Source organism: Ruegeria sp. PrR005 (genome assembly GCF_010500245.1).
Lineage (GTDB): Bacteria > Pseudomonadota > Alphaproteobacteria > Rhodobacterales > Rhodobacteraceae > Ruegeria_B > Ruegeria_B marisflavi.
Genome location: NZ_JAAGOX010000032.1, coordinates 138,094 through 161,064, shown reverse-complemented (window position 1 = coordinate 161,064; position 22,971 = coordinate 138,094). Strand labels below are relative to the sequence as shown.

General features: G+C 61.0%; 22 protein-coding genes and 1 pseudogene. 10 read left to right on the top strand and 13 right to left on the bottom strand.

Annotated features, from left to right (window positions below; all coding sequences use genetic code 11):
* Nucleotides 1-87 precede the first annotated feature (87 nt).
* Nucleotides 88-1,097: pseudogene (locus tag G0P99_RS16380) on the bottom strand (TAXI family TRAP transporter solute-binding subunit).
* A 144-nt stretch (nt 1,098-1,241) separates the two neighbouring features.
* Here G0P99_RS16380 and G0P99_RS16375 point away from each other — a divergent pair.
* The 6 genes from G0P99_RS16375 (at nt 1,242) to yihA (ending at nt 8,081) form a co-directional block, all read left to right on the top strand.
* Nucleotides 1,242-2,198 (top strand): LysR family transcriptional regulator, encoded by a 957-nt coding sequence (locus G0P99_RS16375; RefSeq protein WP_164131552.1) that lies wholly within the window; start codon nt 1,242-1,244, stop codon nt 2,196-2,198.
* Between the two features lie 60 nt (nt 2,199-2,258).
* The gene (gene ttcA / locus G0P99_RS16370; protein WP_164131551.1) at nt 2,259-3,128 is read left to right on the top strand and encodes a tRNA 2-thiocytidine(32) synthetase TtcA; all 870 of its coding nucleotides are present in this window, start codon (nt 2,259-2,261) and stop codon (nt 3,126-3,128) included.
* Nucleotides 3,129-3,200: 72 nt separating this feature from the next.
* Nucleotides 3,201-4,742 (top strand): bifunctional diguanylate cyclase/phosphodiesterase, encoded by a 1,542-nt coding sequence (locus G0P99_RS16365; RefSeq protein ID WP_164131550.1) that lies wholly within the window; start codon nt 3,201-3,203, stop codon nt 4,740-4,742.
* A 125-nt stretch (nt 4,743-4,867) separates the two neighbouring features.
* Nucleotides 4,868-6,697, top strand: coding sequence for a membrane protein insertase YidC (yidC, locus tag G0P99_RS16360; protein ID WP_164131549.1), 1,830 nt, complete (start codon nt 4,868-4,870; stop codon nt 6,695-6,697).
* Nucleotides 6,694-7,431, top strand: a complete 738-nt coding sequence (locus tag G0P99_RS16355) for an MOSC domain-containing protein (RefSeq protein WP_164131548.1) — start codon at nt 6,694-6,696, stop codon at nt 7,429-7,431. The genes yidC and G0P99_RS16355 overlap by 4 nt, the downstream gene beginning before the upstream one ends.
* The gene (yihA, locus tag G0P99_RS16350; protein ID WP_164131547.1) at nt 7,428-8,081 is read left to right on the top strand and encodes a ribosome biogenesis GTP-binding protein YihA/YsxC; all 654 of its coding nucleotides are present in this window, start codon (nt 7,428-7,430) and stop codon (nt 8,079-8,081) included. Before G0P99_RS16355 ends, yihA begins: the two co-directional genes overlap by 4 nt.
* Before the next feature lie 15 nt (nt 8,082-8,096).
* On the opposite strand, the gene G0P99_RS16345 is transcribed toward yihA, so the two are convergent.
* A complete protein-coding gene (locus tag G0P99_RS16345; RefSeq protein ID WP_164131546.1) occupies nt 8,097-8,825 on the bottom strand; it encodes an SDR family NAD(P)-dependent oxidoreductase in 729 nt (242 codons plus the stop codon).
* Between the two features lie 114 nt (nt 8,826-8,939).
* On the opposite strand from G0P99_RS16345, the gene argB reads away from it, so the two are divergent.
* The 4 genes from argB to G0P99_RS16325 are packed head-to-tail and all read left to right on the top strand — an operon-like array spanning nt 8,940 to nt 11,778.
* Nucleotides 8,940-9,803 (top strand): acetylglutamate kinase, encoded by an 864-nt coding sequence (argB, locus tag G0P99_RS16340; RefSeq protein WP_164131545.1) that lies wholly within the window; start codon nt 8,940-8,942, stop codon nt 9,801-9,803.
* 57 nt (nt 9,804-9,860) lie between these two features.
* Nucleotides 9,861-10,655 (top strand): sterol desaturase family protein, encoded by a 795-nt coding sequence (locus G0P99_RS16335; protein ID WP_164131544.1) that lies wholly within the window; start codon nt 9,861-9,863, stop codon nt 10,653-10,655.
* Entirely contained in the window at nt 10,652-11,284 is a 633-nt protein-coding gene (locus G0P99_RS16330; protein ID WP_164131543.1) for a ferredoxin, read from the top strand. The genes G0P99_RS16335 and G0P99_RS16330 overlap by 4 nt, the downstream gene beginning before the upstream one ends.
* The gene (locus G0P99_RS16325; protein ID WP_164131542.1) at nt 11,281-11,778 is read left to right on the top strand and encodes a histidine phosphatase family protein; all 498 of its coding nucleotides are present in this window, start codon (nt 11,281-11,283) and stop codon (nt 11,776-11,778) included. Before G0P99_RS16330 ends, G0P99_RS16325 begins: the two co-directional genes overlap by 4 nt.
* A 45-nt stretch (nt 11,779-11,823) precedes the next feature.
* Here the strand turns inward: G0P99_RS16325 and G0P99_RS16320 are convergent, their stop codons facing one another.
* The 11 genes from G0P99_RS16320 to rplQ form a co-directional block, all read right to left on the bottom strand.
* Nucleotides 11,824-12,615 carry an amino acid ABC transporter ATP-binding protein gene (locus G0P99_RS16320; RefSeq protein ID WP_164131541.1) on the bottom strand — a complete coding sequence of 264 codons (792 nt, stop codon included), beginning with the start codon at nt 12,613-12,615 and terminating at the stop codon, nt 11,824-11,826.
* A gap of 10 nt (nt 12,616-12,625) precedes the next feature.
* Nucleotides 12,626-13,939, bottom strand: coding sequence for an amino acid ABC transporter permease (locus G0P99_RS16315; protein WP_164131540.1), 1,314 nt, complete (start codon nt 13,937-13,939; stop codon nt 12,626-12,628).
* A gap of 1 nt (nt 13,940) precedes the next feature.
* Complete coding sequence (locus tag G0P99_RS16310) at nt 13,941-15,209, bottom strand: amino acid ABC transporter permease (RefSeq protein WP_164131539.1); 1,269 nt, start codon at nt 15,207-15,209, stop codon at nt 13,941-13,943.
* A gap of 131 nt (nt 15,210-15,340) precedes the next feature.
* Nucleotides 15,341-16,357 (bottom strand): amino acid ABC transporter substrate-binding protein, encoded by a 1,017-nt coding sequence (locus G0P99_RS16305; RefSeq protein WP_164131538.1) that lies wholly within the window; start codon nt 16,355-16,357, stop codon nt 15,341-15,343.
* A 196-nt stretch (nt 16,358-16,553) separates the two neighbouring features.
* Nucleotides 16,554-17,261: an ATP12 family chaperone protein gene (locus G0P99_RS16300; RefSeq protein WP_164131537.1), complete on the bottom strand. Its 708-nt coding sequence runs from the start codon at nt 17,259-17,261 to the stop codon at nt 16,554-16,556.
* A gap of 4 nt (nt 17,262-17,265) precedes the next feature.
* Entirely contained in the window at nt 17,266-17,937 is a 672-nt protein-coding gene (locus G0P99_RS16295) for an HAD-IA family hydrolase (protein ID WP_164131536.1), read from the bottom strand.
* Complete coding sequence (locus G0P99_RS16290; RefSeq protein WP_164131535.1) at nt 17,934-18,977, bottom strand: RluA family pseudouridine synthase; 1,044 nt, start codon at nt 18,975-18,977, stop codon at nt 17,934-17,936. Before G0P99_RS16290 ends, G0P99_RS16295 begins: the two co-directional genes overlap by 4 nt.
* Before the next feature lie 161 nt (nt 18,978-19,138).
* Complete coding sequence (locus G0P99_RS16285; protein WP_164131534.1) at nt 19,139-20,449, bottom strand: replication-associated recombination protein A; 1,311 nt, start codon at nt 20,447-20,449, stop codon at nt 19,139-19,141.
* 3 nt (nt 20,450-20,452) lie between these two features.
* Entirely contained in the window at nt 20,453-21,835 is a 1,383-nt protein-coding gene (locus G0P99_RS16280; protein WP_164131533.1) for a Do family serine endopeptidase, read from the bottom strand.
* A 65-nt stretch (nt 21,836-21,900) separates the two neighbouring features.
* Nucleotides 21,901-22,308, bottom strand: coding sequence for a DUF3052 domain-containing protein (locus tag G0P99_RS16275; protein WP_164131532.1), 408 nt, complete (start codon nt 22,306-22,308; stop codon nt 21,901-21,903).
* A 114-nt stretch (nt 22,309-22,422) separates the two neighbouring features.
* Nucleotides 22,423-22,845 carry a 50S ribosomal protein L17 gene (gene rplQ, locus G0P99_RS16270; RefSeq protein ID WP_164131531.1) on the bottom strand — a complete coding sequence of 141 codons (423 nt, stop codon included), beginning with the start codon at nt 22,843-22,845 and terminating at the stop codon, nt 22,423-22,425.
* Nucleotides 22,846-22,971: the final 126 nt, after the last annotated feature.

The window sequence follows — 22,971 nt, the reverse complement described above, 5'->3', positions numbered from 1 at the left end:
CGGCTGTTCAGTGCGAATTGTTTGAAGGTAGTGTCGGGGACAACCGGCTCGGGTTGCCCCCAGGGTCGGAAAACCAGCAACCGAAGGTTACTTCAGGGCGCCGATTTCCCGATAGAATTTCTCGGCACCTGCGTGCAGCGGAACCCCAAGCGAATCCATGCCATCCAGGGCACTGTCCAGTGTGATCAGCTTGCCCTTGGCGTGCCCGTTGTCCAGCAGCGTCCGGGTGTTGTCGTTCCACAACGCCTTGGTGATGCCATAGACCAGTTCCTCGTCGAGGTCCGACGATACGACAAGCAACGCGCTTACAGCCGGAGTGTGCACATCATAGTCGATCCCCTCGTACACGCCCGCCGGGATTTTGGACGGGATGTAGGCCGGGATGATCTCGTTGATCTTGGCCATGTCCTCGTCGGTGAAGGAGTGCAATTCCATCCCCTTGGTCGAAGCAAGCTGCACCATTGCCGCCACAGGCCAGCCAGCCGCATAGAAGTAAGCGTCAAGCTGCCCGTCGGCCAGACGTTCCGCCGATTGGCTGTTGTTCAACTCCGCTTCGTCCATGTTGTCGCGGTTCACGCCCCAGACGTCCAGCATTTGCAAAACCGCGACCTGGGTGCCTGAACCCGCCTGTGCGATACCGACACGCTTGTTCGCGAGGTCGCCCAGGTTTCCGATCTTTTGCCCCTTGGGAAGAACAAGGTGCAGATCTTCGGGGAAGAGGTTGGCGATGACGCGCAGTTTCTCGTGCTTCTTGCCCTCGAACTTACCCTCGCCCAGGTACATGTCCCGGGTCACATCGGCGGCAGCCAGCCCGGCTTCGAGTTCGCCATTCTGCACTGCGGTGTTGTTATAGACCGATGCCGTGGTGGATTGGGCGATTGCGATCAGCCCCGGCACGCCGCATTGACCGCCCTCCTCACAAGGGCGAGAGCCCGGAGGCGCCGAAATACCGTTGGCGATCGTGCCGCCAATCGGAAAATAGGTGCCCCCGGCGTGCCCGTACCAATGCGGAAAAAGGTCGGGTTCTGTGCCGCCACCGCACCCGCGGTGACCAGCGTCGCCAGTGCTGCGCCTGTGAGATGTTTAAAAAGTCCCATGTTCATACTCCCTGTTTGAGCTGTTCCAGACGGGAAATGCCGGGTCGGGGCACTTCTGCGCTCACCTAAATTCTGTGTGGCAGTTGCATGATAAAAGCAAATTTGTAATTCTATGGTTTAGATAAGAAACTTTGATATGCAGTTATGAACCTTCAGCAACTGATCGTCTTTCGGGAAGTCATGGAAACAGGCTCGGTCAGCGCCGCGGCCCGAAACCTGAACCGAACGCAGCCGGCGATCAGTGCATCCCTGAAAACGCTGGAAGAGAACGTTGGAATGGAGTTGTTCCGCCGCGAAGGGCGGCGCTTGCTTCCCGTCCCCGAAGCACATTACCTTTTGTCAGAAGCCATTGAAATAATTGACAGGCTGCATACGGCCGAAGCCAATATGGCAGGTATGCGGAATCGTGCCAGAGGCTCGCTGCGTATCGTCGCCATGCCCGGCCCGTCGGTTTTCCTGCTTCCGGATTTCGTCAGCCGTTTCAAAGCAGATGCCGGGGATCTCAACATAACGCTGTCCACCCGCAGTTCGCCGCAGATCATCAATCTGGTCGCCGCCCAAAGCTTCGATGTCGGTTTCTGCGACATCGGGTTCCTCGATACAACCGAAGACAACCCCCAAGTCGGCCTTTTCCAATCCGAAATCATAATGTGCAACTGTCTGTGCGCGCTGCCGCTGGATCATCCGCTGGCCGGACGTCCCGTGGTTCATGCCCGCGATCTTGACGGCGAGAAGATGGGCGCATTGGCCGCCAGCCATTCCACGCATCGCTCTACAAAAAAAGCATTCGAACAGGAAGGCGTGCAGTTCGATCTGAGTGTCGAAGCGCAATATTTTGTCCCGCTTCTGCATTTCGTCGAAGCAGGACAGATTTGCACGATCCTCGATCCCCTGAGCGCGGAAACCTATCGTCGCATGAACCAGGGTAAAATGCGGGTCAGCTTTGCCCGCTTCGAACCCTCCGTGCCATTCGGCTATTCCATCGTGACGCCCAAGTATCACCCTCAATCCCTGATCACGCAGGAGTTCGTCTCGAAATGGAGCGACTACGTGAATGGTGTGATCGCGGCCGAGAAGGTTCTGAAGCAGTCCGCAACCTGACATGGTATCGAAACAGTGACTCCTCTTGAGTGGTTTTGCCAAAGCCTGTAAGGCCCGCACATGCTGGACGAGAATGACGACATTCACCCCCTGTTCGCAGGCGCGCCTTCGACAACGGAGTTCAAGAAGCTCCGCAAACGCATCGTGCGTCAGGCGCGCGAAGCGATCGAGCAATACGGTATGGTCGATCGGGGCGCCCGGTGGCTGGTCTGCCTGTCTGGGGGAAAGGACAGCTATACCCTGCTGGCTGTGCTTTACGAGCTGAAATGGCGTGGTCTGCTGCCTGTCGACTTGTTGGCGTGCAATCTCGATCAGGGTCAACCGGGGTTTCCCGCCACGGTCCTGCCAGAGTTTCTGGAGCGCATGGGTGTCCCGCATCGGATCGAGTACCAAGACACATATTCCGTCGTGATCGACAAGGTGCCCCAAGGCCGGACCTACTGCGCGCTCTGCTCGCGCCTGAGGCGTGGCAACCTGTATCGCATTGCCCGCGAAGAGGGATGCTCAGCCGTCGTTCTCGGACATCACCGCGACGACATTCTGGAAACCTTTTTCATGAACCTGTTCCATGGCGGTCGTCTGGCGACCATGCCGCCGAAGCTGGTAAACGAAGAAGGCGATCTGTTCGTCTATCGCCCCCTGGCGCATGTGGCCGAAGCCGATTGCGAGAAATTCGCAACCTCGATGAACTATCCGATCATTCCCTGTGACCTGTGCGGAAGCCAGGACGGATTGCAGCGCCAGCAGGTCAAACAGATCCTCGACGGATGGGAAAGAAACCGGCCTGGCCGCAGACAGGTGATGTTCCGGGCCCTGATGAACGCGCGGCCTTCGCATCTGCTGGACCCGAAACTTTTCGACTTTCAGGGCCTGCAATTGAACCCCGGGCAGAATCAAGAAAATTTTGGCGAAGTTCCGCGGTTGCGTTAACGTCTGACTCAGACTGGTTGCCTAGGGTTTCACAAGGCGCGCGTTGCGTCTTGCGAAAGGCCAAGTCATCCCATGCAGACAAAGTCGCTCCTGACACGTATCCGAGGCGAGATCATTCCGATCCTGACAGGGCCGCCGATCTTGGCCTTTCTACCGGCCATAACCCTCGGCGCCTTTTGGTTGGGTGGTGAAATCGCGCTTTTGCTGACCTCTTTGGGCTTACCGCTTCTCTTCGCTTTTGCTGGCGCATTGGGGAAATGGCCCGGTACAGGTCGACCTGACCGCAATATCGCTTCAGGCATCGTACCGCCCAGTGAATTTGAGGCGGCGATGCATCAGATCTTTGTATCGGCGAGCGGTTCGGGGCGAAAATCAGCCTGTTTCGTTTTGGAACTGGACGATTTTCAAGATTTTCTCCTGCAACACGGCCACGCCGACAGCGACCTGGTCATACGGCAGGTTGGCGAGCGAATCCTCTCTTCGGTCCGCGACAACGACGTCGTGTCGCAACTTGACAGGAACCGCTTCGCTGTCTGTCTTGCGGCAGTTCCTCAACTGGATCTGGAGCTGTGCATACAGCTTGCCGGGCGCATGCAGACCGCGGTCGAAGACCCGATATCGCTGGGTGCGTCGACGGTCTATGTTTCCTGTTCGATCGGGTTTTGCCAGAACAACCGCGTGCCCACTCAAAACGCAAACGCCTGGCTGGGCGCCGCACAAGCCGCACTCTTCACCGCTCAACAGGCCAGTCCGTCGGGAATTCGTGCCTACTCCCCCGATATGGTCCAACCTGCCAGCGATCAGGCGGATCTGAGAGACGAAGTCGAAATGGCGCTGGAAAGAGGTCAGATCCAGCCCTGGTACCAACCGCAGATTTCAACGGATACGGGAAAGATCACCGGTTTCGAGGCGCTGGCGCGCTGGATTCATCCGGTGAGGGGGGTGCTGACCCCGAATGTTTTTCTGCCTGTCATCGAACAGGCCGGATACATGGAGCGTCTTGGTCAGGTGATGCTTTTCAATGCGCTGACGGCACTCAAGGCTTGGGACAGCGCCGGGGTCGACGTGCCGCGTGTGGGCGTAAACTTTGCCTCTGATGAGTTGCGAAATCCCGGTCTGGTCGAACGTATTCGTTGGGAGCTCGACCGGTTCGACCTGACACCGGACAGGTTGGCGGTTGAAATCCTTGAAACGGTCTTTTCCAATACCCCGGACGACGTGATTACCCGAAACATCGCCGGTCTGGGCAAGCTGGGATGCCGGATTGACCTGGACGATTTTGGAACCGGTCACGCCTCGATCGCATCCATCCGACGTTTTGATATCACACGTATCAAGATCGACCGGTCCTTTGTCAGAAGGGCGGATCGGGACCCCGAACAGCAGAGGATGGTCGCGGCAATTCTGACAATGGCCGAGCGTCTTGAGCTGGAAACCCTGGCAGAAGGTGTGGAAACCGTGGGCGAGCACGCGGTCCTGGCGCAACTGGGCTGTGACCATGTGCAGGGGTTTGGAATTGGCAAGCCGATGCCGTTCGACCAGACGCTCGATTGGATTGCCCAGCACGAGGCAAAATTGCAGGACGCACCGCAGATTGGGCGGCAAACCGGCTGAACGGGCTGGAATGTTGCCGCACCCATCGATTTGACTCTGTCGAAACGGGCGATTCCGCTTGACCTTTGTGCCATCACTCTGTTGAACCCTGCGTGGTCTTTCACTGCACAAGGTGGCTGTCCCCGATGGACGATCAGAACAAGAATCTCATCCTCGCAACAGCGCTCAGCTTTCTGGTGATCCTGGTATGGTTCATCCTGTTTCCGCCCCCGGAACAGACAGAAGCGCCCGCGACCGAGATCACGGCCACCGATGGCACCGCCGTGCAAACCCCCACCGCCGCCACGCCAGAGGCCGGCTCGGGCGAGGTGCCTGTGCTCGACACCAACGCCCCGACAGCCGCAGAGGCACCGCGGGTCGCAATCGAAACCCCGCGCCTGAAGGGTAGCGTGTCCCTGCTGGGCGGTCGCATCGACGAGCTGTCGCTCAAGGACTACCGCGTCTCTCTCGACGCGGATGCCGAGATCGTCGAGATGCTGACCCCTGCCGGATCGACCTCGGCCTATTATGCGCTTTATGGCTGGGCTCCCGGCACCGGTTTGAACGCGGCCGACGTACCAGGGCCGCTGACCGAATGGTCGTTGGAATCCGGGGAGACGTTGAGCGTGGGCAGCCCGGTCACACTGCGCTGGTCCAATGGCAGCGGCGTCACCTTCCGCCGCACCCTGGCGGTGGACGAAGACTACATGTTCACCGTCACCCAGTCGATCGAGAACAGCTCCAGCGCCCCGATCGGTGCCGCGCCCTATGGCATTCTGGCCCGTCATGGCATCGGCGAAGACGCCGATCTGCCGGGGTTGAAGAACTTCTTCATCCTGCACGAAGGCGTTGTCGCCATGAATGACGGCACGCTGTCAGAAATCGACTACAAGGATGTGCGCAAGTTCGACATCGACCCGAACGAGGGCGCGCAGGCCGAAGTATTCCAGAACAAATCCGACGGCTGGATCGGGTTCACCGATCACTATTGGATGGCCACCCTGATCCCCGGCTCGGGCAGCGCCTTTAAGGCAGCGGCGAAATATGACGACCGGCGCAAGATCTATCAGGCCGAAACCGTCCTGCCCACGATGACAGTCGCTCCGGGTGAAACCGCGCAGGTCACCACACGCCTGTTTGCCGGGGCAAAGGAATGGGAAACCATCCGCGCCTATCAAAAGGATGGCGTCCAGAAGTTCCTCGACAGCATCGACTGGGGTTGGTTCTTCTTCCTGACCAAGCCGATCTTCTGGCTGTTGCACCAGCTCAACGGGCTGATCGGCAACATGGGCTGGTCGATCATCGGCCTGACCCTGATCATCAAGGCGATCGTCTTCCCGCTGGCGCTGAAATCCTATGTCTCGATGGCAAAGATGAAGGAGCTGCAACCGCAGATGGAGGCCCTGAAAGAGGCGGCCGGTGATGACCGGCAAAAGCTCCAGCAGGGCATGATGGAGCTTTACAAGAAGGAAAAGGTGAACCCCGCGGCGGGCTGTCTGCCGATCCTCTTGCAGATCCCGATCTTCTTCTCGCTCTACAAGGTGATCTTTGTCACGATCGAATTGCGCCAGGCGCCCTGGTTCGGACCGTTCCAGGACCTCAGCATGCCCGATCCCACCTCGATCATGAACTTCTTTGGCTTGCTTCCCTGGTCCGGCCCCGAGGTAGGTTCACTGGCTGCGACCATCTTGATCGGCATCCTGCCGCTGCTTCTCGGTATCTCGATGTGGCTGCAACAGAAACTGAACCCGGCGCCCACCGACCCGACACAGGCCATGATCTTTGCCTGGATGCCCTGGGTGTTCATGTTCATGCTGGGCAGTTTCGCAAGCGGCCTTGTGGTGTACTGGATCGCGAACAACACGATCACCTTTACCCAGCAGTACATCATCATGCGCAGCCACGGCTACAAACCGGACGTGTTCGGCAACATCCGGTCGGGTTTCTCCCGCGGCAAGAAGGCGAGCAAGAAATGACCGGAAAGGTCACCGGGCTCTGGCGGCATCCGATCAAGAGCCATGGACGCGAAGCGCTGGAAAGCGTCACCCTCAGCCCCGGGCAGACAATGCCCGGGGATCGCGTTTGGGCGGTCGCCCATGAAAAGTCGCGCGCCGATAACTCGGCCTGGGCCCCCTGTCAAAACTTTACGCTTGTCTCCAAGGTTCCTGCGCTGATGGCGATGAGCGCGCGCCTGCGGGGTGAGGACGTGACATTGAGCCACCCGGACCGGCCCGATCTGACCTTTGCCCCGGATCGGGAAGAGGCATTGTTCCTGGACTGGGTAAAGCCGCTGATGCCGGAAAACCGTGCGCAGTCGGCCCGCATCGTCCGTGTCCCCGGTCGCGGAATGACCGACAGCGATTTCCCGTCGGTCACACTCTGCAACATGGCCTCGCACCGGGCCGTGGAACAAAAGATGGGCCGCGACCTGTCACCTCTGCGCTGGCGCAGCAATATCTGGTTCGACGGCCTGCCGCTCTGGGAGGAGTTCGACTGGATCGGACGCGAGGTGCAAGTGGGCGAGGTCGTTTTTGCCGTGCGCGAACGAACGGAACGCTGCATGTCTGTCAACACCAACCCGGAAACCGGGATTCGCGATGCCGAAACACTGGGCACGCTCGACACCTGGGGTCATCGCGACTTCAGCGTCCGGGCCGAGGTGATCCAGGGTGGAGATATCCGCATCGGGGACGAGGTACGCGCCCTATGACGACACTCCCCTTCCCCGTTGTGCCTGAACCAGACGAATTTTCGGCCGAGACCGGGCGCAAACTGTTTGCCGGGCAATCGGAATTTGTCAAAGGCGTGGTCGCCATGTCCGGCCTGCCGCCGGCCGACCGGATCGAGGTTTGCTTTGCCGGCCGTTCCAACGTGGGTAAATCCAGCCTGATCAACGCGCTGACTGGCACCAAAGGGCTTGCTCGGGCCTCGAACACGCCCGGCCGGACACAGGAAATCAACTATTTCACCCAAGGCCCGGATCTCTATCTCGTCGACCTGCCTGGTTATGGCTATGCCAATGCGCCGCTCAAGATCGTCGAGAAATGGCAAAAACTGTTGAAGCAATACCTCAGCGGCCGCCAGACCCTGCGCCGTGCCTTTGTGCTGATCGACGCGCGGCATGGGGTCAAGGCCGTTGATGACGAGATCATGAAGCTGCTCGACACCAGCGCCGTGACCTTTCAATGCGTGCTGACCAAGGCCGACAAGGTCAAGGCAGCCGAACGCAACAAGGTTCTGTCGCAAGTGCGAGCGGCCCTGTCCAAACACCCTGCTGCCTATCCCGAAATCGTTCTGACCTCGTCAGAGAAGGGCGACGGCATAGCGGCATTGCGCTCGATCATCGCCCATCTCGAATAGTCGGCTTGCACCCAACTATACGTGCTGGGCGCCGTTCACCTCTATCTCGGTACCCGAGATATAGGAACTTTCCGGGGAACATAGAAAATAGATCGCGGCGGCCACCTCGCTGGGCTGGCCCAGCCGTTGCATCGGCAGTTTTTCGACGATCTTGTCCGTGCCGGGGCTGAGGATCGAGGTTTCGACCTCACCCGGAGCGATCGCGTTCACCCGCACGCCAAGCGGCCCGAAATCATGCGCCATCTCTCGCGTCAGCGCCGCAAGCGCCGCTTTGGACGTGGCATAGGCGGCCCCGGCAAAAGGGTGTACCCGCGATCCGGCAATCGAGGTCACATTCACCACCGAGCCTTTGGCCGCAGCCAGTTCATCCTTCAACGAACGGGCCAGCACCACGGGGGCAAAGAAGTTGACGTGGAACACGTGGCCCCAATCCGCCAGATCGGTGCTGAGCGTGCTCAGCCGCTCTCCATTTGGCCCTTTGGGTGAAATGCCAGCGTTGTTCACCAGCGCGTCCAACCGTCCGTTCAGCTTCTGCCGAATGGTTTCTGCGGCGGCGATGGTGGCTTGCGGGTCGCTCAGGTCGATCTCGACATGGTTTTGCTCGCCATTGCTCCAGGGGCAGCCCGGCGGAACCGGCTCGCGCGAGCAGGTGATCACCCGCCACCCTTCGGCCACGAAACGTCTTACGGTCGCGTGACCGATTCCCCGGCTGGCCCCGGTCAGGACAAGTGTTTTTTGCGCCATTTTCGGCCCTCGGATGCTGGTTCGGGCGGAGAGTAGCATAGCGCAGATCGGTGGCAATGCCCTTGGCAGATGCCATCAAAAGCCCTAACACGGAGCGCCAGAGGGACCCTTGCCATGAAGAAACGAGACATGAATCGCGATTGGATTGCCACAGCCGCCACGCTGAACGCCGCCCTGCCCTATCTGCAACGCTACGATAACGCGATCGTCGTTATCAAACTGGGTGGTCACGCCATGGGCAGCGACGAGGGTATGGAAAGCTTTGCCCGCGACGTGGTGCTCTTGCGCCAGGTGGGCGTCAACCCGGTCGTGGTGCATGGCGGCGGCCCGATGATCAACGCAATGCTGGACAAGCTTGATATCAAGTCGGAATTCGTCAACGGCAAACGGGTGACCGACGCCGCCACGGTCGAGGTTGTCGAGATGGTTTTGTCGGGCGTAGTCAACAAGCGTATCGTTCAGGCGATCAACCGCCAGGGCGGCAAGGCTGTCGGGCTGTCCGGAAAGGATGCCGACCTGATGGTTTGCGACCAAACCGACGCCAGCCTTGGCTATGTCGGAACGCCGGCAGAGATGAATCCCGAGTTGCTGCGCAACCTCTTTGCCCATGACATCATTCCGGTCATCGCGCCGCTTGGCGCCGGGCGCAATGGCGAAACCTTCAACATCAACGGCGATACAGCCGCAGGCGCCATTGCCGGTGCTCTGAAGGCCGACCGGCTATTGCTGCTGACCGACGTTTCGGGCGTGAAGAATGCAGCAGGCGAGGTGCTGACCGAACTCAAGGCCGCCCAGATCCGCCAGATGGTCGCCGATGGAACGATCGCGGGCGGCATGATCCCTAAGACGGAAACAGCGCTTGATGCGCTGGACAAGGGCGTTCGTGCGGTTGTCATTCTGGACGGTCGCGTCGCCAATGCGGTTCTTTTGGAGCTCTATACCGAACACGGCGCTGGCTCGTTGATCCGGGCGGAATAACCGGGTTGTGACACGGGCAGGCTTGTCTTCCCCCTTCACATGCACAAATGTGAATTAATGGAAAACGAAAGCCTGATCCGATTGGCCGTATTTATCGGCCTCTTTGTCCTGTTCGCGATCTTCGAACGGCTCGCTCCGCGTCGCAGATCGCATCCGCGCCGTTCCCGGCGATGGGTGACGAACCTCTCCATATCGGTGCTGAACACCATAACACTGCGGGCCCTCGCCTTTGGGATGCCGTTGCTGGCGGTCGGGGCCGCGCTTGATGCGTCGGCAAAGGACTGGGGTCTGTTCAACCGCCTGGATTGGCCAGCCTGGGTCGAAGTGGTGCTTGCGGTGCTGGTTTTCGACTTCGCCATCTGGGCGCAGCATCTGATCACGCACAAGGTGCCGGTGCTGTGGCGCCTGCACCGGGTCCATCACGCCGACACCGACATCGACGTCAGCACCGCGATACGCTTCCACCCGGTCGAGATCGCTTTGTCCATGCTTCTCAAGATCGGGCTTGTCTATGGGCTTGGGCCCTCGGCCTTTGCCATCGTCCTTTTCGAGATCCTGTTGAGTGGAACCGCCCTGTTCAATCATTCGAACCTAAAGCTGCCTCTTGCGCTGGACGCTCTGCTGCGCAAGGTTTTGGTCACGCCCGACATGCACCGGGTGCATCATTCGGTGCTACGCGAGGAGCATGACAGCAACTATGGTTTTGCCTTGTCGATCTGGGACCGTTTGATGAGAACATATGTGGCACAGCCCGTGGCCGGGCACGATGACATGACAATCGGGCTGGGTTGGCAGGACGACCGGCCTTCTCGCCTGGGGTGGAGCTTGCTTCTGCCGTTCCGCCGCAGATGATCGAACGCATCGCCACCGAGGCCGCCGATTCCGCGCTCCTCGTGATGGGCGCGTTGCATCCGGCTGATGCAAACGCCACCATCATCTTGCTGGGCACTGGACCGGGGTTCTGGTCGATTTTCACAACTTCGCCAGAGTACCGCGATGGCGCAGCCGATCCGCTGGACAGATGGTCAAAACGGGTCATCGGGGCAATGGCCGCGTCTGTCGGCGCAACGGCGCAGTATCCGTCGGATGGGCCGCCTTACCCGCCGTTCATCGCCTGGGCGCTGGCATCTGGCCGTTTCCACACCAGCCCGGTCGGCATGATGGTGCATGACACCGTCGGCTTGCTGATCTCATTGCGAGGCGCGCTTGTCCTGCCCGAACGCCTGACTCTGCCACCGGTCGACTTTCCCAACCCCTGCCCGGAGTGCGACGCGCCTTGTACCCGCGCCTGTCCTGTCGGGGCATTGGCAGTCGAACGCCCATATGACGTATCTGCCTGCTATGGATATCTGGACACAGCCGCTGGGTCTGATTGTATGGACCAGGGCTGTGCCGCCCGACTCGTCTGCCCGCTCAGCGCCGGTGCACATCGGGATCCTGCACAGTCCGCATTGCATATGAAGGCGTTTTTTCGCAGATGACCCTTACTCTGATCCTCACCCGGCATGCCAAGTCTTCGTGGGACAGCGATACGCTGTCCGATCATGACCGCCCGCTCAACAAACGTGGCCGAAGATCCGCCGTTGCCCTTGGTGAATGGTTGCGCACCAAAGCGCTGAGTCCGGATCAGGTGCTATCCTCGTCGGCCCTGCGCACGCGGGAAACCTGGGCCTGTATGGGGTTCGAGGAGCCCGAACCGACATACACCGATGCGCTCTACCATGCTGGCCCGGCCAAGATACTGGATACCTTGAAAAGCGCCACCGGGCGCACCGTTCTGCTGTTGGGGCATAACCCCGGGATCGCCGAGTTCGCAGGTAACATTGTGGAAGAAGCGCCCGCGCATGCGCGATTCTTCGACTATCCGACTGGTGCCACGACCGTGATCGAGTTCCCGGTTGACGCGTGGCGGGATATCCGATGGCACAGCGGCGAAGTTCTGGCCTTCGTGGTTCCACGCGAACTGACCGAATAGAAAAGGGCGGGGAAATCCCCGCCCTTGCCCGTTTCCATGGATGTCTCAGTGACCCAGGATCTGGCTGAGGAACAGCTTGGTCCGCTCGCTTTGCGGGTTGTTGAAGAACTCTTCCGGCTCGTTCTGTTCCACGATCTGCCCCGCGTCCATAAAGATGACGCGGTTGGCAACCTGGCGGGCAAAGCCCATCTCGTGCGTGACGCAGAGCATGGTCATGCCTTCCTCGGCCAGCTCGATCATGGTGTCGAGCACTTCCTTGATCATCTCGGGGTCAAGCGCCGAAGTGGGTTCATCAAACAGCATGATCCGCGGCCGCATGCACAGCGAGCGGGCAATCGCCACACGCTGCTGCTGACCACCCGACAGCTGACCCGGATACTTCAGGGCCTGTTCCGGGATCTTGACCTTCTCCAGGAAATGCATCGCGGTTTCCTCGGCCTCTTTCCGGGGCGTCTTGCGCACCCAGATCGGCGCCAGCGTGCAGTTCTCCAGAATGGTCAGATGCGGGAACAGGTTGAAGTGCTGGAACACCATCCCGACCTCGGACCGGATCTTGTCGATGTTCTTGAGGTCGTTCGACAGTTCGGTCCCATCCACCACGATCTTGCCCTGCTGGTGTTCCTCCAGCGCGTTCAGGCAGCGGATCAGGGTGGACTTGCCCGACCCCGAAGGTCCGGCGATGACGATCCGTTCACCCTGATAAACCGTCAGGTTGATGTCGCGCAGCACGTGGAAAGCCCCGTACCACTTGTTCATGTTGGCGATTTCGATGGCGACCTGGTCGCTCACCTGCATCTTCGAGCGGTCGATTTCACGATCGATTGCGAGTTCAGACATTGGGCCCTCCTTAACGATGGCCAGTGTGGAGCTTGCGCTCCAGATACATGGAATAGCGGGACATGCCGAAGCAGAAGACAAAGAACATCAAGGCGATGAAGCCGTAGAGTTCCCAGACGACGCCGTTCCAGTTGGCGTCCGCCCGAATGGCGTTCGACAGGCCCAGCGGATCGAGAAGCCCGATGATCGAGACCAGCGTGGTGTCCTTGAACACCCCGATGAAGGTCGACACAATGCCGGGGATCGAGATCTTGAGCGCTTGCGGCATGATGATCAGGCGTTGCGCCTGCCAGTAGTTGAGGCCAAGCGAATCCGCCCCCTCGTACTGGCCCTTGGGCAGTGCGGCCAGACCGCCACGGATCACCTCGGCCATATAGGCCGACGCAAACAGCGTCACCATGATCAGCACCCGCAGGATGATGTCGAAATTCGTGCCGGGCGGCATGAAGATGTTCAGCAGGGTTGAGGCCACGAACAGCAGTGTGATCAGCGGCACGCCCCGGATGAACTCGATAAAGCCCACGCAGATGTATTTGACGATCATCAGGTCCGACTGACGCCCCAGCGCCAGCACGATGCCCAGCGGCAGCGAACAGGCGATGGCGACGACCCCGATGGTGATCGACAGCATGAAGCCACCGAACTTGCGGCTTTCGACCGCTTCGATGCCGATCGGCAGGATCGAATCCAGCGCGCCGACAAAATAGCCGGACAGAACGAACCACCAGGCCAGCGCCGCCACTGCGCCCAGAACGATGCCGATCAGGCTGCTCATCGTCTTGCTGACGGCCGAGTAAACCACCCAGCCCAGCACAAAGCCCGCCAGCGCCGCGATCGGGCCCCAGATGGTGCCGCCCCACAGAAGCCAGGGGAAGATGAACGGATAGAGACCCGAAAAGATCAGCATCTTCGATGGTACGCTGTCGGAAAACAGAACCGGGGCCAGGGCCACGGCCAGCAGGACAAAGGCCAGAATGGGCCGCCAGTACAGCTCGGACGGGTAGAACCCGAACAAGAGCTGGATCCAGCGCTCGCGAATAACGCCCCAACAGGCACCCGATGTGCCGTGTTCACCCACCGAGCCGGCGGCGGTCAGAATCTCGCGGCAGTTGTTCAGCGAGGCCCCGTTCCATGTGGGCGAGAACACCCAAGGTAAAACGGCCGCAAGGATCGCGTAGATCGCATAAAGAGAGGCCAGCGTCAGAATGCTGTTGAACCAGTTCGAGAACAGGTTGGCGCGTGCCCAGCCCAGCGCGCCGACGGTCGAGGCCGGCGGTTCGCGTTCGGGGAGCATTTCGGTACGGACAAATCCGATGTCAGACATCTCAACGCTCCTTCAGTTTGACGGATTCATTGTACCAGTTCATCACCGCCGAAATGGACAGCGAGATGGTCAGGTACACCAGCATCAAGAGCAGGATCGTTTCCAGCTCGCGCCCGGTCTGGTTCATGGTGATACCGCCCAGCGTGCCGGTGATATCCATGTAACCCACGGCGATCGCCAGAGACGAGTTCTTGGTGAGGTTGAGATAGTTCGAGATCAGCGGCGGAATGATCACCCGCAGCGCTTGCGGCAGGATCACCAGCGACATGATCTTGTTCGAGCGCAGGCCCAGCGCGGATGCCGCCTCGGTCTGGCCCTTGGAGATGGCCATGATACCCGCGCGAACGATTTCAGCGATGAAGGCGGCGGTATAAAGCGATAGCGCCAGCCAGAGCGCGATCAGCGAGTTCCGCAGATGGGTACCACCCTGGAAGTTGAAACCCTTGAGCTCGGGATAGCCAAGATGGAAGCCCAGCAGAACCAGCACCAGCCCGGTCGGAAGCACGACCACCGCCAGACGCTGCCACCAGGTTACAGGCCGGTCGCCGGTCTGTTCCTGAATACGATCGGCGCGCTTGCGCAGGTAGCTCGACACCCACAGACCGGCCCCAAGAACCACGAGGATGGCCAATAGATCGAGGCTGATGTCAAAGCGCAGGCCGCTTTCGCCGAACACGTGAATGTTTCCAAGACTGTTCGAGAACAGCGGTTCGGGAATGTAGACACCACGGTTGGTCACGGCCACGCTGTCGCCCAGCATCATGCTGGCGGTTGCGTTGTCGCCCCGGAACGCCTTGGGCGCCGGCAGCGTTTCGATGAGGATCGCCATGATGAACACGATCCACAGCAGCACCGGAACGTTGCGGAACCCTTCGACGTAGATGGTCATCAGGCGGGCGACGATCCAGTTGTTGGACAGGCGCAGGACCCCAATGATGACGCCCAGAACGGTCGCCGTGATACACCCAAGAACCGCAACGACAAGCGTATTGAGCAGGCCGATCAATGCGGCCCTCAAATGTGTATCCCGAGAGCTGTAATCCAGCAGCCGCTGGTTGATATCGTAGCTCGCCGGTTCCGAGAAGAACCCGAAATCGATTGGTTTGCCCAGCGCCGCAAGGTTTTGGGCCGTGTTGCTGATCAGCCAGGCGGCCAGCAACATGAAACCTATCATCGCGATGACTTGGATGGTGGCCGACCGATACCGCGTATCGTAGAGGAGCATGGACAGCCGGAACTGCTCCTTTGGCGGGTCAGTGAGAGTCGTCATGACCTATTTTTATCCCCGTGACATCCTGGCCAATCTCTCTCCGGCAGGGTTTGCCCCACTCTTACCGGCCAGGTACTTAGTTATGGATGCAAAAAGGGCGCGGGTTTCCCCACGCCCTCCTGCGGGTTTTCTTACCGGAACGGAGGCGAGTACAGCAGACCACCTTCGGTCCACTGGGCGTTCAGGCCACGTGCCAGACCGATCGGGGTGCTTTCACCGATGTTCTGGGCAAAGACCTCACCATAGTTGCCGCCAACCTTGATGGCGCGCATGGCCCACTGGTTGTCCAGGCCCAGCATCTCGCCCAGAGTACCTTCGGTACCCAGGATACGGTTGATTTCCGGGTTATTGGTACCAGCGGTCATTTCGTCGATGTTTGCCGACGTGATGCCATACTCTTCGGCCGAGATCAGCGCGTTCAGGGTCCAGCGGACAACGTCCGCCCACTCGTTGTCGCCGTGGCGGACCAACGGGCCCAGCGGCTCTTTCGAGATGATTTCGGGCAGCAGGACGTGGTCGCCGGGGGCTTCGAACGTGGCGCGGGTTGCGGCCAGACCCGATGCGTCGGTGGTGTACACGTCACATGCACCGGCCAGATACTGCTGCTGTGCTTCGGCGTTGGTTTCGATCGGAACCGGCTCGTAGCTGATGTTGTTGGCGCGGAAGAAATCCGCAAGGTTCAGCTCGGTGGTGGTACCGGTCTGGATGCAGACGGTTGCACCGTCCAGTTCCTTTGCCGAGCTGACGCCCAGCGCTTTCGGAACCATGAAGCCCTGGCCGTCGTAGTAGTTCACACCCACGAATTCAAACTTCAGGTCCACGTCGCGGCTGAAGGTCCAGGTGGTGTTACGTGCCAGCATGTCGACTTCGCCGGATGCCAGAGCGGTGAACCGGGTCTTGCCCGTGGTCGGAACGAATTCGACCGCGTTACCGTCGCCCAGAACCGCCGCTGCAACGGCACGGCACAGGGCCACGTCAAAACCTTTCCACTCCCCATTCGAATCCGGCGCTGCAAAGCCGACCAGACCGGTGGTCACACCACAGTTCAGCTTGCCGCGAGCCTTGACGTCATCAATCGTGCCCGCTGCCGCAGCACCTGCGGCCAATCCGGCGACAGTGAGAGCGCCCAAAAGTACGGATTTCTTCATTTTTACCTCTTCCTGATTTTCCACCCCTTTTGCGGGACGGTTCGACCGCCACTCTTTGGCGGCGGCGCGGATATGAAAGGGGATCACCCCTTCAATGGCCGCAAGTTTGGGCGCAATCGTGAACAAAGGTCAAGGCTTTGGTTCAGGTTTTGACTGCCCGATCAATGCCGTTGCCGTCAGTTTGACGAAATTGGTCTCATGATGAGAGATCAAAGAACCGCTTTGCGTGCAAAAAGGCTTGTCGCTTTAGTTCGGCAAGTGCCTGCGCTTCTTCGTCGGGACCCCATTGTTCCTCTTGCCAAAGCTCGTCGAGACGAGAAATGCGCCAGATTTCATCCGGATCGCGCCAATCCAGTGCCGCCGCGAAACCCAACACAAGCGAGCCGCTCAAACTGACGAGATCGTGAAACGCGGCCAGCTGAAAATCGGACAGATCATGCACCCGCGCGGAGAGTTGAGCTTGTACGGATTCCGGCTGCGGCTGATGCATCAAACCATTCACCGTAATCAGCCGGACGCCGAATGTATCACGGGCCCAGTCCAGCGCCGGATCCCAGATTTGTGATTGCCGGGTGGCCAATTCGGCAGGATGGACCGCGCGATAGCACAGCAAATCCGAATCGCCATAGGCCGCCAACAGGTCTGCTACCTCGGCATGCTGAACGCGAACCTTGTCGATCGCGGCATTGGCCGACCGGGTAAATGGCATCGTGCGCGGGTCGACCTCTTTCTCCTGCGCATCCCACTCGGCGGCAACCGCCTCGGCCATCGGGCGCGTTGGCAGGGTCAGCAGGGTCTTGGCCGGGGTTCTTACCGGCCGCCCATCGAGTTCGACAGCAAAGCTTCCGTCGCGCTCTGCCACGGTCGCCAGTTCCCAGAAGCGTTTCGGTTTCCAGTCGCTCATCGGTTCATGTCCAGATTTCGTTCAGCAATTTCGGCAGATCGTCAAAGGCCGCGATGACATGGTGCGCGCGCGTCAGCGATTGCGGCGGGTGATACCCCCAGCTTACCCCGATGCCCGGAACACCGGCCGCCGCTGCCATATCCATGTCGAAACTCGTATCGCCGATCATCACCGTGTCGCGGGCGCGCACGCCTGTTTCCGCCCGCGCGGCGTCGATCATCGACGGGTGCGGCTTTGACGGGTGGTGGTCCGCCACCTGCCGGGTGACAAAGTACTTCTCCAACCCATGCGCCTCGATCAGCCCGTCAAGGCCGCGCTTGGATTTACCGGTCGCCACACCCAGCAGGAAATGCGGCACCGCGTGCAGGGCATCCAGTGCCTCGCGCGCACCGGGAAACAGCGGCGAGTGCGCGGCCCCCAGCGCCAGCCGAGTCTGGTGGTAGGATTGCTTGTAGGCTTCGACCAGCTTTCCTTGCGTGCCAAGGTCCTGTTTCGGCGCCAGACAGGCCATCGCCTGAGGCAGCGAAAGCCCGACGATCGACAGGATCGCCCTGCGCGCAGGCACCGGCAGGCCCAGCGCATCAAAGGCAGACGTCATCGAACTGACGATGGCAGCCTGGCTGTCGACCAGGGTACCATCCACGTCGAACAGGATCAGACGCAGTCGGTCGCTCACATCAACTCCGCAAAGGGATCGTCCGCGGCCAGGTCCTCGGTCCAGCCAAAGGTTTCCCAGCTTTGTTGCATATGCTCCGGCAGCGGCGCGGTATAGGTGACAACCTTGCGCGTGCCCGGATGCTCGAACGACAGGCTGCGGGCATGCAGATGCAGTTTCTTGCTGATGATGCCGCCCAGTTGCGCGCCCCAGCCATCGCCCATGTTTTCCTGCCCCGATCCGCCGTACTTGCCGTCGCCGGTGATCGGATGACCGATCCCGGCCATATGCGCCCGCAACTGGTGGGTGCGGCCAGTAACGGGCTCCATCGCCACCCAGGACGCACGCCCGGCGACGCGGTACAGAGTGGCATAATAAGTATGCGCCCGTTTCGCCCCGGGGGTGCTGTCAACGTCGTTCAGATGAACGACATTCATCTTCTCGCCCTCGCCCCGCGCGCCGTGGCCCGGCGCCTTGACAAGGCCGGTCTTGATCTCGCCCAGATAGGGTGTCGGCACACCGGCGACCAGCGCCCAATAGATCTTGCGCGTGTTGCGGTGGCGAAACGCAGCGGTCAGCCGGGTCGCGGCCTCGCGCGTGCGGGCCAGCACCAGCACACCCGAGGTGTCCTTGTCCAACCTGTGCACCAGACGCGGGTTCTCGTCATTGCCAAAGCGCAACGCCTCGCTCAACCCGTCGACATGGCGGCTCTGGCCGCTGCCGCCCTGCACCGCCAGACCGGCGGGCTTGTTCAGCACGATCACATGGTCGTCGCGATGAATGACGCAGGCCTGGATCATCCGCGCATCCGCGTCCGAGACCCGTGGCTTGTGCGCCGGCGGCTTTTCCCCTTCAGCCGGCAGCGGCGGCACCCGCACCTGCTGACCCTCTTCCAGGCGGGTCGCCGGTTTTGCCCGCGCGCCATCGACCCGCAGTTCGCCCTTGCGGCACATCTTCTCGATGCGGCCCTGCCCGACATGCGGAAAGCGGCGGCGCAGCCAGCGGTCCAACCGCTGGTCGCCCTCACCGGGTTCGACGGTGATAGTCTGTACGCCGCTCATGCAGGCATCCTCCGCGCATCCCGGCCAGTATCCCGGACAACGCTCACTTTTTGATCGAAAGAAAACATCGCTGTCTGTCGCCCGCACACCATCGAGAGTCAAGGGACCAAGGGCAGCCTGCGGGCGCGGGAGGGCGGGTGGGGCGCCCGCAGGCTGCCCGGCTATCCGTTCCGCTGCTCCCGCAGGCGGGCAAAATAGTCGAGCCGCTTCTTCAGTTCCCGTTCGAACCCCCGCTCGACCGGCTGATAGAGCTGCGGCCGCTCCATCCCGTCGGGAAAGTAGTTCTGTCCGGAAAACCCATCCTCGGCGTCATGGTCATAGGCATAGCCCGCGCCATACCCCTGATCCTTCATCAGCCCGGTGGGCGCGTTCAGGATATGTTTGGGTGGCGGCGCTGATCCCGATTGCTTGGCCAGCCGCATCGCCGCCTTGTAGCCCACATAGGCCCCGTTCGACTTCGGGGCGAGCGCGAGATAGACAATTGCCTGTGCCAATGCCAACTCGCCCTCGGGGCTGCCCAGACGTTCGTAGATTTCCCAGGCATGGAGGCAGACCGACTGCGCCTGCGGATCGGCCAGCCCGATATCCTCGACCGCCATCCGGGTGATGCGGCGTGCCAGATAGCGCGGGTCTTCGCCTCCTGTCAGCATCCGCGCCAGCCAGTACAGCGCCGCATCCGGGTCGGACCCCCGCACCGATTTGTGCAGTGCCGAAATCAGATTGTAGTGCTCGTCGCCGCTCTTGTCGTATTTGGTGGCCCGGCGCATCAGCCGCGCCCCCAACGCCTCGCGGTCGAGTGGCGCGGCGACCTTCCAAGCCGCCACCTGTTCGATCAGATTGAGTAACGCGCGTCCGTCCCCATCGGCCATCTCCTGAAGCGCCAGCCGCGCCTCCGGCGTCAACGGCAATTCACGGTCGAGCTCGCGCTCCGCTCGCGCGGTCAGATGTTCCAGGTCCTCGGCGCTCAGCCGCTCCAGCACCAGCACCTGCGCCCGGCTCAGCAGAGCGGCATTCAGCTCGAACGACGGGTTCTCGGTCGTGGCCCCCACCAGCAGGATGGTGCCATCTTCCATATGCGGCAGGAACCCGTCCTGCTGCGCCTTGTTGAACCGGTGAATCTCGTCGACGAAAAGCAAGGTTCCCTGCCCGTTGCCGCGCCGGATGCGCGCGGCCTCAAAGACTTTCTTCAAGTCCGGCACCCCGGTGAAGATGGCGCTGATCTGCACGAAATACAGGTCGGTCTCCTGCGCCAGCAGCCGGGCGATGGTGGTCTTGCCCACCCCGGGCGGTCCCCAGAACACCAGGCTGGACAGCGACCCCGAGGCCAGCATCACGCCCAATGGCGCCTCAGGGCCCAGCACCTGCTGTTGCCCAATCACCTCGGCCAGGCTCGTCGGCCTCAACCTGTCCGCAAGTGGGCGCGGCGGCTCTCGTTCCGGCCTTGCGGCCCCGGTGTCGAACAGGTCCGCCATGGGTCAGAGCCGAAACCGCAGCGACACCCACTGACCCCGGCGCTGCAAGTCCATCCGCACCCAGCGCCCGGTCTCGGTCAACGCTCGCTCGACATCAGCGGAGCTCTCGATCTCTTCGCCGTTGATCGCCCCCAAAACATCACCCGGCTGTACGCCCGCCCGCGCGCCATAGGGGCCTGGGTCCAGAACCACGACACCGCTTGCCGACAGGGGCAGACCAAGCCGCGCAATCACCGCCGGGTTCAACCGGGCCACGGTCAGGCCCGGCAGGACGGTGCGCTCACCCATTGTGGTTTCCTGTGCCGGTGGATCGTCGGGCGCCTCTGTCAGGGCGACCTGTAGCTCGCTCCGCTCGCCCTGGCGCAGTCGCGTCATCCTGGCCGTACCGCCGATACCCGCGACGGACATGCGGAATTTCATCTCCGAGGGCGAATTGACAAGCTGTCCGTCCACCTCGGTGATCACGTCCCCAACGGCGAACCCGGCCTTGGCCAGCGGGCTTTGCGGGTGCAGGTCGGAAATGACCACGCCCTCGGGTATCGTTAAGCCCAGCGACTCGGCGATATCGGCGGTCATCGGCTGGCCCGCCATACCGGCCCAGGGGCGGGTGAAACTGGTGTTGCCTTGCCGGGCCTGACGCAGGAATTCGGCCACCAGATTGGCGGGGATGGCAAAGCCGATTCCGTTCGACCCACCGGAACGGCTGAGGATCGAGGTATTGATACCGATCAGGTCGCCGTTGACGTCGATCAGTGCACCACCAGAGTTTCCGGGGTTGATCGGCGCATCGGTCTGGATGAAGTACCCCCGCGCATTTCCCGTGGCGGTCCCGGACCGGGCAAGGCCCGAAACGATGCCGCTGCTCACCGTCTGACCCACGCCGAACGGGTTGCCAATGGCCAGAACCAACTCTCCAACCTCGATACGGTCGCTGTCGCGCAAGGCCAGGTTTGGCAGGTCGCGCGCATTGTCCAGCCGCAGGATGGCGATATCGCTTTCCTCGTCGCCCAGAACGACCTGCGCGGTAAACTCACGCCGATCCGTGGTGACGACCCGAATTTCCGAGGCCATGCCGACCACGTGGTAGTTCGACACGACATAGCCGTCGTCCGACAGGATCACGCCCGAGCCAAGCGAGTTCTGTACCCGGGGCTGCGGCGATCCGAATCCCCGGAAAAAATCCTGAAAAAACGGATCGTTGAACATCGGGCTGCTGTGCCCGGCCGTAATGATCTTGGCATAAATATTGACCACGGCGGGTGCTGCCTTTTTCACCACCGGGGCAAAGCCGAGACCGATTTCCGCCTGCGAATTGGGCACGCGGGTTTCCGCGTTCGCGGGCAAGGGAAGCAGGATGGACAGGGCGATCAGGGTTGCGCGGATCATGGGAACTCCGATTTCGGCTGCCAAACGGATATGCGGGGTCGATCCGGCAAATGCAAGTCGCGCGGTCAGTTCCTCCGGCGCAGAAACTTGAGCCCGGACCAGTCGCTGTCCACCGCGCAAACCTTTACGTCGACCCAGCCCAGCGGTAGAACTTCGGCCCGCAGCAGGTCTTCGGTCACGCCCGCATGGAGCGGAGAGGTTTTCTTGGCCCAGGACAGCCAGAGCATGCCACCGGGGGCCAGCCGGGATATTTGTTGCGCCGCTTTGGTTGCCACCGCTTCGCGGCTGTGGAGGAACAGGTGCACCGCATTTGCGACAGTGGCCGCGGTGTCGAACTGTACGCCATCGGCCCCGGTCATCAGGTCCTTGTAATGGGCTGGCGGATTGACGGGGCACACGATCCAGCCGGGTTTGAACCCCAGTTTTTGCCAGAGCGGTTTGCCCGAATACCCAGTTCCGATCTGATGGGACATGATCGCAGCCTAACCAGCAGCCTGATCCCAGGCAATGTTCAAAGTCTTGTAAAACAAAGAAAAACCCCGCCCGAGATATCGGGCGGGGTCACATCGGGGCAGGTCCCGGAATGCTTATTCTTCGGCGGCAGCTTCTTCGGCAGCAACGCGGGCCTTGTCAGAGGCGCCTTTGGCGTCGACGTCGCGGTCGACCAGTTCGATGATCGCCATCGGCGCCATGTCACCATAGCGGAAGCCGGCCTTCAGGATACGGACATAGCCGCCCTGACGGTCCTTGTAACGTGCTGCAAGTACGTCGAAAAGTTTCGCGACGTCCTTGTCTTCCTTCAGCTGGGCCGCAGCCTGACGGCGGGCGTGCAGGTCACCGCGCTTGCCCAGCGTGATCAGCTTTTCAACGATCGGACGCAGTTCCTTGGCCTTGGGCAGGGTGGTCTTGATCTGTTCGTGCTCGATCAGCGAGCCGGCCATGTTGGAAAACAGGGCCTTGCGGTGTTCGTGGGTGCGGTTCAGGCGGCGGTAGCCACGTGCGTGACGCATGATTTCAATCCTTGTGTCGTGTTTTGCTTTGTCCGGCGACCCTACGTGTGGGCCACTCTCCTTGGGGCGGAATTGCCCATCGTATTGACCGTTTCGTACTGGCCCCGGAACCCCGATTGACCGTTT

Bases quoted from the DNA above. Each gene is read 5' to 3' on its own strand.
- G0P99_RS16280 (WP_164131533.1), bottom strand. From the start codon at position 21,835: ATGATCCGCGCAACCCTGATCGCCCTGTCCATCCTGCTTCCCTTGCCC.
- yidC (WP_164131549.1), top strand. From the start codon at position 4,868: ATGGACGATCAGAACAAGAATCTCATCCTCGCAACAGCGCTCAGCTTT.
- G0P99_RS16290 (WP_164131535.1), bottom strand. From the start codon at position 18,977: ATGAGCGGCGTACAGACTATCACCGTCGAACCCGGTGAGGGCGACCAG.
- ttcA (WP_164131551.1), top strand. From the start codon at position 2,259: ATGCTGGACGAGAATGACGACATTCACCCCCTGTTCGCAGGCGCGCCT.
- G0P99_RS16330 (WP_164131543.1), top strand. From the start codon at position 10,652: ATGATCGAACGCATCGCCACCGAGGCCGCCGATTCCGCGCTCCTCGTG.
- G0P99_RS16320 (WP_164131541.1), bottom strand. From the start codon at position 12,615: ATGTCTGAACTCGCAATCGATCGTGAAATCGACCGCTCGAAGATGCAG.
- G0P99_RS16325 (WP_164131542.1), top strand. From the start codon at position 11,281: ATGACCCTTACTCTGATCCTCACCCGGCATGCCAAGTCTTCGTGGGAC.
- G0P99_RS16300 (WP_164131537.1), bottom strand. From the start codon at position 17,261: ATGAGCGACTGGAAACCGAAACGCTTCTGGGAACTGGCGACCGTGGCA.
- G0P99_RS16355 (WP_164131548.1), top strand. From the start codon at position 6,694: ATGACCGGAAAGGTCACCGGGCTCTGGCGGCATCCGATCAAGAGCCAT.
- G0P99_RS16305 (WP_164131538.1), bottom strand. From the start codon at position 16,357: ATGAAGAAATCCGTACTTTTGGGCGCTCTCACTGTCGCCGGATTGGCC.
- G0P99_RS16315 (WP_164131540.1), bottom strand. From the start codon at position 13,939: ATGTCTGACATCGGATTTGTCCGTACCGAAATGCTCCCCGAACGCGAA.
- G0P99_RS16375 (WP_164131552.1), top strand. From the start codon at position 1,242: ATGAACCTTCAGCAACTGATCGTCTTTCGGGAAGTCATGGAAACAGGC.
- argB (WP_164131545.1), top strand. From the start codon at position 8,940: ATGAAGAAACGAGACATGAATCGCGATTGGATTGCCACAGCCGCCACG.
- rplQ (WP_164131531.1), bottom strand. From the start codon at position 22,845: ATGCGTCACGCACGTGGCTACCGCCGCCTGAACCGCACCCACGAACAC.
- G0P99_RS16345 (WP_164131546.1), bottom strand. From the start codon at position 8,825: ATGGCGCAAAAAACACTTGTCCTGACCGGGGCCAGCCGGGGAATCGGT.
- yihA (WP_164131547.1), top strand. From the start codon at position 7,428: ATGACGACACTCCCCTTCCCCGTTGTGCCTGAACCAGACGAATTTTCG.
- G0P99_RS16285 (WP_164131534.1), bottom strand. From the start codon at position 20,449: ATGGCGGACCTGTTCGACACCGGGGCCGCAAGGCCGGAACGAGAGCCG.
- G0P99_RS16335 (WP_164131544.1), top strand. From the start codon at position 9,861: ATGGAAAACGAAAGCCTGATCCGATTGGCCGTATTTATCGGCCTCTTT.
- G0P99_RS16275 (WP_164131532.1), bottom strand. From the start codon at position 22,308: ATGTCCCATCAGATCGGAACTGGGTATTCGGGCAAACCGCTCTGGCAA.
- G0P99_RS16365 (WP_164131550.1), top strand. From the start codon at position 3,201: ATGCAGACAAAGTCGCTCCTGACACGTATCCGAGGCGAGATCATTCCG.
- G0P99_RS16310 (WP_164131539.1), bottom strand. From the start codon at position 15,209: ATGACGACTCTCACTGACCCGCCAAAGGAGCAGTTCCGGCTGTCCATG.